The sequence below is a fragment of the Microcoleus sp. B4-C2 genome (genome assembly GCF_036705265.1).
Taxonomy (GTDB): Bacteria; Cyanobacteriota; Cyanobacteriia; order Cyanobacteriales; family Microcoleaceae; genus Microcoleus.
In genome coordinates, this window is record NZ_JAUBUB010000006.1 from 57,020 (window position 1) to 68,567 (window position 11,548).

The window sequence follows — 11,548 nt, forward strand, 5'->3', positions numbered from 1 at the left end:
AAGATGCCTGTTCCACAAAATTAACAGGCAAGATGCCTGTTCCACAAAATTAACAGGCAAGATGCCTGTTCCACAAAATTAACAGGCAAGATGCCTGTTCCACAAACAGGCAAGATGCCTGTTCCACAAACAGGCAAGATGCCTGTTCCACAAAGAGTGAATTGATTGTGGGGAGTAGGGGTTGGGCATCCTGCCCGCCCATAGAAGGCTTATTGAAAATGGTTCAAATAATTTAAAAGCGCTATAATAATTGACAACTAACGACGAATGACGAATAACTATGGTGCAATTAACTGCAAAAATCTCTGCTAACGAGTTAGCAAATTTGGCTGTAGATTTGATTCGGAAAACAGGTTGCGAGTACGGTGATGTACGTTTTTGCAGTTACCGAAGGCAGAATCTTTACGCGCGCGATCGATCTTTAAGTCAACTGTCAGATAATGTAAGTTCGGGTTTTGGCGTGCGGGTGCTTCTAGACGGCGCTTGGGGGTTTGCCGCCAGTCACAGCAAAACACCCGCAGAGGTTGCAAGAATAGTCGCTTTGGCTGTAGAAATCGCTAAAGGCAGCCGCTTAACTCAGAAGGAACCGGTGCGGTTGGTGCCTGTCGAAAAATATGTCGATACCTATGTAACTCCGATCGCCATTGACCCTTTTTCTGTACCCGTTGCTGAGAAAGCTGAACTGCTTCTAACTATCAACGAGCAACTGCTAGCACAAGGCGCACAAGGCATCAAAAAAGCTTCTTCTTTTTTGCAGTCCAGCCGCGAAGACAAGGTTTTTGCTTCTACAGAAGGATCGCTAATCGAACAAACAATCTACCGCTGCTATCCGGGTTTTGACTGTACGGCAATTGCGGGCGGCGATGCCCAAAGTCGCAGTTACGATCGCCCGCCGCTAAATATCGGTTACGAACATATTAATCCCGATGATTTGTTGAGTCAAGTCGAAAGAGTTGCCGCTGAAGCTATTGAGAAAGTCCGCGCTCCTAAAATCCCGGCTGGTATTTGCAAATCCCTGATTCTCAAGCCGACAAATTTGTTCTTAACTATTCACGAATCTGTCGGACATCCAACTGAATTAGACCGGGTTTACGGCTACGAATCTAATTTTGCTGGCACGAGCTTTGCTACTACTGATAATTTAAATAAACTGCAATATGCTGCGCCTTGGGTGAATTTTAAGTGCGATCGCACTCAATCAGGGGGTCGCGGTACAATGGGTTACGATGATGAGGGCGTAAAATCACAAGAGTGGTACGTTGTCAAGGATGGAATTTTAGTTGATTATCTCACTGACAGAGAGACGGCTTATCGCCTCGGACGTGCCAGCAGCAACGGTTCTGCTTGCGCTGACAGTTGGTCGAGCGTGCCGATGGTGAGAATTCCCAATTTGGGATTGGAGCCGGGCCCGGATGGCGGCAGCCATACTGCTACTTTGGCCCAGATGATTGCGGATACGGAAGACGGCATTTTAATCGACGGTATGGGTAGTTATTCGATCGACCAGCAGCGGCGCAATTTTCAATTCGGCGGCGATGCTTTTTGGAAGGTGGAAAAAGGTAAAATTGTCGGGATGTTGAAGGATGTAACTTATCAGGCGATGACTACTGATTTCTGGAATCAAATAGATGCGATCGGGCCAGCTTCGGAGCTGGTTCAATGCGGTACGAATATGTGCGGCAAAGGTGAACCGATGCAGATAGCTCAAATGACTCACGCTTGTGTGCCGGTGCGAGTGAGAGATATTCAAATTGGGGGAAATTCTTAATTAGATTGTAGGTTTTTAATGTGAGAATTCTAAAGGATCTGTAGGGTGCGTCGCCATCAAAAATCCTCAAAAAAATCTAAAATATCGCAGCGACGCACCTTACTAATTATGACAATTGCGTCCCGGACTGACAACTTAGATGCCCGACAGCTTACTCTCAAACCCAAAAAGGAGTCTCGACGTGAAACTTGAACTTTACCAGCGTGTAGCATTGTGTCGGGATATGCCGCTATATCAGCTCAAAAAAGGTGATGTAGCCATGCTAGTCGATCGGGTACCTCATCCAAGGGAAGGCGAAGATGATGGCTGCGTTCTAGAAATATTTAATGCTTTAGGAGAATCGATTTTAGTTGTGGCTGTTTCTCCTTCAGATGTGGAACCTCTGGGAGCAGATGAAGTGTTAGCAGTACGCTCTTTAGTACAGGCGAGTTAACCGTAGTATTGCGGCTAAACCTATTTTCAAATACAACAAATATTCCGGGACTTTAGCTTATGCTCGTAACAACATCGCCCGCACTTTTAAGTGAAGACCAAGCCTTATCTTTAGTAGAAAAAGCAGTCAAATTATCCAAAGCAGAGGAAGTATTTGTAAGTCTCTCTACTGGCGAAGAATCTCTTTCGAGATTCTCGGAAAACCAAATCAGCCAAAATATCAGCAAAACAGTATTTAATCTGAGCATTACTAGCTATTTTGGCAACAAAAGCGCCTCTGCTGCTGTTACAGAATTTGATGAAGATGCGATCGCCTCCGCAGTCAAGCGATCGGAAGAATTGGCCCGAATTGCGCCGGCAGACCCCGAATGGATGCCGCTGCTGCCGCCTCAAACCTATGATTTGCGATCGCCCGCCTTCGACACAGCAACGGCAACTGTATCGCCTCTAGCACGGGCCGAAATGGTGCAGCAAGCGTGCGCGAGATCCTCCCAGGGGGGCGCTCATGGTTCGGGCACTTTGAGCACTGAGGCGTCGCTGTACGCGATCGCCTCGTCAACCGGACTCCGCGCCTGCAACCAGTCTACAGAGGCAGATTTCAGCTTTACTGCTCGCGTTGAAGACGGTTCTAGTTGGGCGAAGAGCACTGCTTGGAGTATCAACGAATTGCCGATCGCCCAATTAGCAGAACAAGTGCTCGATCGGGCGATCGCATCTCGCAACCCGCGCCCCATCACTCCCGGCGTTTATCCGGTAATCTTTGACGGCGCTGCTTTTGCGGGCTTGCTACCGTGGGTAATTTGGGGGCTGGATGCGAGGGCGGCGGATGAGGGGCGATCGTTTATGTCGATCGCCGATGCAGAGGGAAAACCAGCGGGAAACCGTGCGGGGGAACAACTTTTTAGCCCGTTAGTGCAAGTGCAGCGCGATCCGGCTCATCCTTTGTTGCGATCGAATACTTTTTTCGGCGACGGATTGAGGAATAACTATTTGGAAATCATCAAAGATGGCGTCCCTCAAAGTTTGTCTTATTCCCGCTACTGGGCCGCACAAAAAGGCAAAGAGGCAAAAGGTGCTTATTACCCGATCGTAATGACAGGTTCCGACCAAAGTTTAGCAGATTTAGTTGCTCAAACCGAGCGAGGAATTTTTGTTAGTCGAGCTTGGTACGTGCGCTACGTTAATCCGAAAACATTGGAAGTAACGGGAATGACTCGCGACGGTACTTTTTGGATTGAGGATGGCAAAATTGCTTACCCGATTAAAAACCTGCGTTTCAATCAAGTTTTACCTGATATGTTGCGCGATGTGGATGCAGTTAGTGCGGTGAAGCGTTACGGCGGTAGTGTCGTGCCCGGAGTGCGCGTGAAAGCTTTTAATTTCACGAGTATTACTGACAGTTTGTGACTCGCACATTTCTAACAATCTGTAGGGGCGGGTTTCACAAACAATCACAGCCAACAAAGAACAATCTCTCAAACCCGCCCCCACCCAGATTAATGCGAGTGATTTATCGTAAAGGTAGAGTATTTATTTTGATAGTTAGGATTAAAACCAGCTATTATAGTCATCAGTCTGGTGTCTGTTGTTAGTAACAATGCCCAATCCGCAATTACCAATTACCAATTATCAATGAATCAATATTTTGCTACAGTTGCGCGCGGTTTAGAAACTATTGCCGCCCAAGAATTAGAACGTTTAGGGGCCCAGGATGTCAAGCCAGATTTTACTGGGGTTTACTTTGCGGGCGATCGCACTTTATTGTACCGCGTCAATCTTTGGTCGAGAACAATTTTTCGAGTGCTAATGCCGATCGCCGAATTCCGGTGTTACAACTCGGATATGCTCTACCGCGAAGTGCAGAAAATCCCTTGGGACGAATACTTATATCCCGAAAATACTTTAGCAGTAAACTGTACCGGCGGCAACGAAAAGTTGAACCACACTCACTTTACAGCTTTGCAGGTCAAAAATGCGATCGCCGACCAACAGCGCCTTCAATTTAACAAGCGTTCTAATGTCGATGTAGAGCATCCCGATTTGCAAATTAACCTTCACATTCATCAAGATAGAGCTATTTTAAGTTTAGACAGTTCTGGCGGCAGTTTGCACCGCCGGGGATATCGACCGGCGATGGGGCTTGCTCCCCTCAAAGAAACCCTAGCTGCGGCTTTGTTGGAGATGGCAGAATGGACGCCTGATTTGCCGTTTTTAGACCCGATGTGCGGTTCGGGAACTTTGCCTTTGGAAGCGACTTTAAAGGGATTGAATATTGCACCGGGATTGTTTCGAGAAAAGTTTGGATTTATGAGTTGGCGGGATTTTGACGAACCTTTGTGGGATGAATTGTGGGCGGAAGCGGAAAATAGTGAGTTACCGGAACTTAAAGAGGTGATTGCAGGGTGCGATCGCGATTCCGATATGTTAACTCAAGCTCGCACGAACGCGCAGCAAGCTGGTATTTCCGGTAAAATTCAGTTTGCTCAAACCGAGTTATCTCAGTTGGAAGCACCCGCAGACAGAGGCGTTTTGATTTGCAATCCTCCCTACGGAGAGCGCCTGGGAGATGCTAGCGAATTAGGAGATTTGTACAAGATGTTGGGGGATATTTTCAAGCATCGTTTTAAAGGTTGGAATGCTTTTATTTTGACTGGGAATAAGGAGTTGGGTAAAAAGGTGGGACTCAGGACATCGCGGCGAATTCCTGTTTATAATGGATCGATTCCGTGTACTTTGCTCAAATATGAACTGTATTAGCGAATGGGAGTGACCAAAAAGAAGAGGTACTAATAGTAAAGGAAAAAAAGAATCTATGCCGAATTACATGGCTCAACAATAATCAAATTAAAATAGTAATTTTACATTTGAATATATTGTTTTCTTAGCTTTAATATCCTGTCAGGTAAATTAACCACAATACTTGTAGGGGCGGGTTTCACAAACAATCTGTAATTCACATCCATAATATCTATAAACCCGCCCAGCCCGATCGACAGAATTTCATTACGGGCAATTCAAGGGAAATGACTTAACATCTACACCGGCAAAAAAGAAACGTGAGCGGAAACAATCTTCCACCCTTGAGGAAACTTCCGCCACATCTGACTCTGCCGCCCCAGCCGTACCACTCCATCCATTACACGGCGAAATTCCAGCGTCACAGCCGCCGTGTCTGCATCGAAAGTCACGACTTTGAGGTTGAACATTTCTCGATCGACATTTACAGGCGATCGTCCTTTGCGAAAAGCCCTCACCTCATCACTCCCGTACAGGTTCTCCGTCACCCCAAACCGCACGACTTCCGGCGCATCCCAGAACAAATTATCGAGAGTTTCAATATCGTTCGTACAAAGAGCTTTTTCGTATTTTAAATATAGTTCAGTTAACTCAGTCACCACAGTATTATCATTAATAACAGTCATTCGATTTTAGATTTTAGATTTTAGATTTTAGATTGACACCACGGATAAATCCGGGGGCTTGAGGATGCAATGATTTGGGATTTTGGATTGATTCCACGGATAAATCCGGGGCTTGTACCATCAAAAAAATATTGGTCATAAGTTGTAGATTTTAAAACTCTTAACTTTCACACGTTTTGTTTGCAATAAGGACTTTAGTCCTTACTACAAACAAAACTAATTAGAGGAAATTAATGCTCAATTTTGAGCGAAATAATCTTGTCACCTTGGCGGATAGCATTAACGACAGACATATCCTCAGTTTTGCCAAAAGTTGTGTGAACTCCATCTAGATGAGACTGGGGAGAATGGCAAATAAAGAATTGGCTGCCACCCGTATCGCGGCCTGCGTGAGCCATCGATAAAGTTCCTGCCTCATGTTTGTTCGAGTTGATTTCGCACTTGATTTTGTAGCCGGGGCCACCAGTTCCATTGCCTTTTGGACAGCCACCTTGAATCATAAAGTTAGGAATGACTCGGTGAAAGGACAATCCATCGTAAAAACCTTTTTCCGCCAAGTCAACAAAATTCTTCACTGTGTTAGGCGCATCCGCATCAAACAATTCCAAATTGATTGTGCCTTTGTCGGTTTCCATAATAGCGCGGGTCATGATTTCTCCTGGTTCCTAAAATGAGTGTGTTGCCTGCGTGTTAATTGCGGACTTCGCTTTTATAACGACAGATTCAAACTGTCGTTATATTGTGGCTTTCAGAAGTGTAGCATATTCCGGCAACTCTCATAGAACTTATGTGCGCTTTCTGAGGAAACCCGGTTTATTCCGAGATTTGTGGTTAGCAAAGCCAATATTTTCGGAGACACCGGGCTTGTTACCCTCAGCCATATTTTAATTGTTGGTCACTGGCGGGCGATCGGGTTCTTCCTGAATATCGTTCATATTAAAAATGAAAGGAACCCGACTCGAACCTGCGCCCATCACCAGCACTTTTGGCATCTGAGCGCCGCCGCTTCTCCAAGCTTCGATCGCCTCTTTTTGCAGCACTAAATCGCCGCCTTGAGCCTTCAAAGTTTCAGCCAATAGCCTTTGAGCTTCTGCCCTACCTTGAGCGCGGTTAATATCAGCTTGAGCCTGCTGTTCTGCTTCCTGAGCAACATAAACAGCCCTTTGCGCCCGCTGTTCAGCAACCTGTTTCTCCTCAACCGCTTTCGCAAAATCGGTGGAGAATCGAATGTTAACAACGCTCGTATCAAGTACGATTACATCATATTTTGATAGCCTTTCCTTCAGCGCAGTATCAAAGTCTCGCTTCAGTTCACTTCTTTGAGTAATAGATTGTTCGGCGGTTCTCAGTGCAGCCGCTGTTTTAAATGCTTCTTGCGTCTGAGGAGCAATTATTTTTGAGACTATATTCTCCAAGGTTCCTTGAGTCCTTCGGACATCAACTATTCTCGCAGGATCGAGGCGAAAGTTAATCGCAAAACTAGCATTTAAATCCTGAAGGTCTTTAGTAGCACTCTGGGCGGGAACTTCAAATTTTTGCACTGTTACATCGTACACATCTACCTTGGAGATCAGCGGGGGTCTGAGGTGAAACCCCTCTAACAATGCTCCATCTGTGGCTTTTCCTAAAACGCTAACCACCCCTGCTTCACCTGGATTGATGACGACAAAAGAGTTTAATCCCAGGAGTAGCGCGCCTACTAATAGAATCCCAGCGAATGCTGATGATATGCTCTGGAAACTTTGACTTTTCAAAATACACGCTCCTTTGTGATAATTCCATTATAATGGTTAAATAGATTCGGTCGCCTCTCAAGTCTCAAATCTCAAATCTCAAATGGATGGGTCGCCTCTCAAATCTAAAATGGATTGGCTGATGCTCAAAATTGTTAAATATCCTAGAACTTATCACATCGAAGGTTCGCGTTTCCAACCGGGTGATGAAGACCTCGACAGCGTGCCATTTAGCGCTTTGCTCGATCGCCCTCTAATTATAGAAGAAAAGGTAGACGGCGCTAATACAGGCATCAGCTTCGCACCAGACGGACAAATGCTGCTGCAAAGTCGCGGTCACTATCTCACCGGCGGGCCGAGGGAAAAACATTTTAACTTATTCAAACAGTGGGCTTTCAGTCTCAGCCCAGCCCTGGGAGAAGTGCTGGGAAATCGCTACATTCTTTACGGCGAATGGCTTTATGCGAAACACACTGTTTTTTATAATTTTTTGCCGCACTATTTTATGGAATACGATGTGCTGGACTTAGAAACCCGTCAATTTCTGAGTACAGAATCCCGCCGCAAGTTGTTAAGCGGGTTGCCGTTAGTGTCAGTTCCCGTGCTATTTTCGGGAGTGCTGAAATCTCCCAAGCAAATGATGCAGTTTATGGAAAAATCTAATTTTATTCAACCTGGACATTTGGATCGGTTGCGTTTGTACTGCGAGGAATTGGGATTAGATGAAGAACGATGTTTGAAAGAGACTGACAAGAGCGAGATTATGGAGGGTCTGTACATTAAAGTCGAAGAAGATGGCATAGTAAAGGCTCGTTATAAATACGTGCGTGCCAGTTTTTTGACTGCTATTAAAAATGCTGAAGGACATTGGCTCAATCGCCCTATTATACCCAATATTCTGCGTCCCGGCGCAGATTTATTTAATTTTAGTTAACCCGCAGGTAAATTTATGAATGCACTGTTATCGCCCTCGGCAACTTGGACTTTTCCCTTTTGTCCCGAACCGCCCGATTGGTTCCTGGATTGGGACAGCATTCAAAATCATTTCGATTGGATTCAAAACTTAAAAGGATGTCAGCAAGACCCGATTTATCACGCCGAAGGAGACGTTTTAATTCATACCAAAATGGTCTGCGAAGCATTAATATCTTCCCCAAATTGGCGTCAATTACCCGTGCAAGAACGATCGATACTTTTTGCGGCCGCTTTGCTGCACGATGTCGCCAAACCAACCTTTACAAAAATCGAAGCCGATGGCAGAATTAGCTCAAAAGGTCACGCCCGCCAAGGTGCGAGAATGGTTAGACAAATTTTATCTCAATTCGAGCCGCCTGTGCAGTTTGAGATTCGGGAAACCGTGGTGGCGATCGTCCAATTCGGCAGTTTACCCATCTGGCTGATCGACAAACCCAACCCGCAGCAGTCTGTAATTAAAGTGAGTCAAGTTGTCCGCTGCGATTTCCTCGCACTTTTAGCCGAAGCAGACGTGCGCGGCCGCCACTGCGCCGACAAACAAGAATTACTCGATAAAATACAACTATTTTGGGAGTTTTGTCAAGAAAATAATTGTTTGGATTCTCCCCGACAATTCCCCTCAGCACACAGCCGATTTATCTACTTCCGCAAAGAGAACGGCCACCCGGATTACGAAGCATTTGACGACACTAAATGCGAAGTAATTTTGATGTCGGGCTTGCCAGGAAGCGGTAAAGATTATTGGATTCGGAAAAATCTCCCAGATTTGCCAGTAATCTCGCTGGATGCACTGCGAAAAGAGATGAATCTCCCTCCCGACGAAACCCCTGGAAATGTGGTCACAGCCGCGAAAAAAAGAGCCCGCGAATACATGAATGACGGGCGCTCTTTTGTGTGGAACGCCACGAATACAACTAAACAAATGCGCCAGCAATTAATTAATTTTTTTGCCGATTATCAAGCGCGCATTCGCATTGTTTACCTCGAAGTTCCTTTGGACGAAATATTGCAGCGGAATCGATCGCGCACAACAACAGTACCGCAAGCAGTTATTCGCAAATTAGCTGCGCGGCTGGATATTCCAGACATCACAGAAGCCCATCAAGTCGAGTGGAACGTTAACAATTAATCTCCCTTTTTACCTCAAACTGTTAGAACCCCGACTTCTTAAAGAAGTCGGGGTTCTGGATATTAGGTTTGGGGTTTCCCTTGATATCAATGAGTTTGATAATTTTCCTCAGTCCAGCAGCGCGGCAGATTTTCACCGGAAGGAAAGACTAAATTACTTTTTGGAAAAGTTGCTTTCTCTTGCTCTTCTTGACCAGCTTGATTTTTTCCCGACACTTCTTGTTTTGTAGGGCTGATTAAAGCATCTACATCGAGGATTTCAATCAAGTCGCCTGATTCTTTTTCTTGTAAAAGCATAGTTTCTCCTTGAAGGGTAAATGCGAGTTAGGGTTTGAGGACAACTTTGATGCAGTTGTCTTTTTTCTGTTTGAAAATCTCGTAAGCGTGGGGCGCTTCATCCAATTTCATTCGGTGCGTAATTACGAATGACGGGTCAATTTCGCCTTTTTGAACGCGATCGAGCAACGGCCGCAAATAGCGGTGAACGTGCGTCTGTCCCATTTTCATGGTCAAGCCTTTGTTGAAAGCTGCACCTAGGGGCACTTTGTCAACGAAGCCGCCGTAAACGCCGGGAATTGAGACTGTGCCGCCTTTGCGGCAAGCGAGGATTACTTGTCGCAGGGCAGTGGGTCGATCGCTTTCCAGGCGCACGGCTTGCTTAGCTTTGTCGTACAAAGCGTCGAGACCGGTGCCGTGGGCTTCCATCCCCACCGCGTCGATGCAAGAGTCTGGCCCGCGTCCCCCCGTCATTTCGGTGACAGCTTCCCCGGCGTCCATTTCTTCGTAGTTGATGATTTCAGCTTTCGCCGCAGCCGCCATTTGCAAGCGTTCCGGTATGCGGTCGATCGCAATTACTCGATCGGCCCCCAGCATAAACGCGCTTCTGATCGCAAATTGTCCGACCGGCCCGCATCCCCAAACTGCTACCGTATCCCCCGGCTGAATGTTGCAGTTTTCGGCCGCCATGTAACCGGTAGGAAAGATATCGGTGAGGAACAATACTTGTTCGTCCGAAAGTCCGTCGGGAATTTTTAAAGGGCCGACATCTGCAAAGGGAACCCGCGCGTATTCTGCTTGACCTCCTGCATAACCACCCGTTAAATGCGAGTAGCCAAACAGTCCCGCCGGCGAATGACCGTAGATTTTTTCAGCCAGCCCAGCATTGGGGTTGGAGTTGTCGCACAGCGACCACAAATCGCGGTTGCAAAAGAAGCAACTGCCGCAAGAAATAGTAAAAGGAATGACGACGCGATCGCCCTTTTTTAAATTCTTGACTTCACTGCCGAGTTCGACTACTTCCCCCATGAATTCGTGGCCCATGATGTCACCCGATTGCATTGTCGGGATGTAGCCGTTATAGAGGTGCAAATCTGAGCCGCAGATTGCTGTAGACGTGATTTTAACTATCGCATCGCGCGGATTGATAATTGTTGGGTCTGGTACATTATCAACTCGCACATCATTTGCTCCGTGCCAGCAAAGAGCTTTCATTATTTTTTTTCCTCTATTTAACTACTAGCTAGCAGATTTTTGATTCTAAATCTTACCTTTACTAAGCCGATAATTTACTCGCTTCGATGTTTTTAATTCTAAGCATATAAAATATTTTATCTCTCTATCCGAGGTATAATTTAAAAATCTATCTTCCGGCTCTTTTAAATAACAAAATTGTAAAGTTGATGCCCCTAAAATGCGGAAAATTTGACATTATTGTGTTAATGCCCAACCTTTATAGCAAGCACGCTCGACGGTTAAGACGTGCCTAATTGCTGAAATCATTGCGGAAGATTGCTTCTTCTTTCTTTTTACGGTGAGCGAACTTGAAAGGCTTTCAACATCTGCTATAACAGTTAATAACGAGATGGATGAGGTTGTTTTTGTCGATCGCCGATCCCTATCCTCTCACAATAGATAAAATATCCGCCCTAAGTCTCACTGTAGCGGCTGCTTCGACTCACATTAGATAAGTAGCGACATAAAAATTCTCAACTAAAAGCGGGTTTATCGATTATTAAGTAGGGTGCCTGACTTTTGTATAGCTCAACACTCTTCACCAATATAGACAATCACGCACCCTGCTTAAGGAGGAT

At 45.8% G+C, this 11,548-nt stretch carries 11 protein-coding genes; 6 read left to right on the forward strand and 5 right to left on the reverse strand.

Going from position 1 to position 11,548, the window contains the following annotated elements:
• The first annotated feature begins 280 nt into the window (after nt 1-280).
• From QUB20_RS03900 to QUB20_RS03915, 4 genes are all read left to right on the forward strand, one after another.
• Complete coding sequence (locus QUB20_RS03900) at nt 281-1,768, forward strand: TldD/PmbA family protein (RefSeq protein WP_333243362.1); 1,488 nt, start codon at nt 281-283, stop codon at nt 1,766-1,768.
• Nucleotides 1,769-1,949: 181 nt separating this feature from the next.
• Nucleotides 1,950-2,201 (forward strand): DUF4926 domain-containing protein, encoded by a 252-nt coding sequence (locus tag QUB20_RS03905; protein ID WP_333243365.1) that lies wholly within the window; start codon nt 1,950-1,952, stop codon nt 2,199-2,201.
• Nucleotides 2,202-2,260: 59 nt separating this feature from the next.
• The gene (locus QUB20_RS03910) at nt 2,261-3,607 is read left to right on the forward strand and encodes a TldD/PmbA family protein (protein ID WP_333243368.1); all 1,347 of its coding nucleotides are present in this window, start codon (nt 2,261-2,263) and stop codon (nt 3,605-3,607) included.
• A gap of 225 nt (nt 3,608-3,832) precedes the next feature.
• Nucleotides 3,833-4,957 (forward strand): THUMP domain-containing protein, encoded by a 1,125-nt coding sequence (locus tag QUB20_RS03915; protein ID WP_333243371.1) that lies wholly within the window; start codon nt 3,833-3,835, stop codon nt 4,955-4,957.
• Between the two features lie 278 nt (nt 4,958-5,235).
• On the opposite strand, the gene hpxZ is transcribed toward QUB20_RS03915, so the two are convergent.
• The 3 genes from hpxZ to QUB20_RS03930 all read right to left on the reverse strand — a co-directional run bounded on the left by hpxZ (nt 5,236) and on the right by QUB20_RS03930 (nt 7,376).
• Complete coding sequence (gene hpxZ / locus QUB20_RS03920) at nt 5,236-5,622, reverse strand: oxalurate catabolism protein HpxZ (protein ID WP_333243374.1); 387 nt, start codon at nt 5,620-5,622, stop codon at nt 5,236-5,238.
• Between the two features lie 230 nt (nt 5,623-5,852).
• Nucleotides 5,853-6,272: a peptidylprolyl isomerase gene (locus QUB20_RS03925; RefSeq protein WP_333057086.1), complete on the reverse strand. Its 420-nt coding sequence runs from the start codon at nt 6,270-6,272 to the stop codon at nt 5,853-5,855.
• A 234-nt stretch (nt 6,273-6,506) separates the two neighbouring features.
• Nucleotides 6,507-7,376, reverse strand: coding sequence for a prohibitin family protein (locus tag QUB20_RS03930; protein ID WP_333057085.1), 870 nt, complete (start codon nt 7,374-7,376; stop codon nt 6,507-6,509).
• Nucleotides 7,377-7,497: 121 nt separating this feature from the next.
• Here QUB20_RS03930 and QUB20_RS03935 point away from each other — a divergent pair, with 121 nt between their 5' ends.
• Nucleotides 7,498-8,289 (forward strand): RNA ligase family protein, encoded by a 792-nt coding sequence (locus QUB20_RS03935; protein WP_333291178.1) that lies wholly within the window; start codon nt 7,498-7,500, stop codon nt 8,287-8,289.
• A 15-nt stretch (nt 8,290-8,304) separates the two neighbouring features.
• On the forward strand, nt 8,305-9,459 hold the full coding sequence (locus QUB20_RS03940; protein WP_333243380.1) for an AAA family ATPase: 1,155 nt from the start codon (nt 8,305-8,307) through the stop codon (nt 9,457-9,459).
• A gap of 86 nt (nt 9,460-9,545) precedes the next feature.
• Here the strand turns inward: QUB20_RS03940 and QUB20_RS03945 are convergent, their stop codons facing one another.
• The gene (locus tag QUB20_RS03945; protein ID WP_333057082.1) at nt 9,546-9,755 is read right to left on the reverse strand and encodes an acetyltransferase; all 210 of its coding nucleotides are present in this window, start codon (nt 9,753-9,755) and stop codon (nt 9,546-9,548) included.
• 27 nt (nt 9,756-9,782) lie between these two features.
• Complete coding sequence (locus QUB20_RS03950) at nt 9,783-10,949, reverse strand: zinc-dependent alcohol dehydrogenase (protein ID WP_333243383.1); 1,167 nt, start codon at nt 10,947-10,949, stop codon at nt 9,783-9,785.
• Nucleotides 10,950-11,548: the final 599 nt, after the last annotated feature.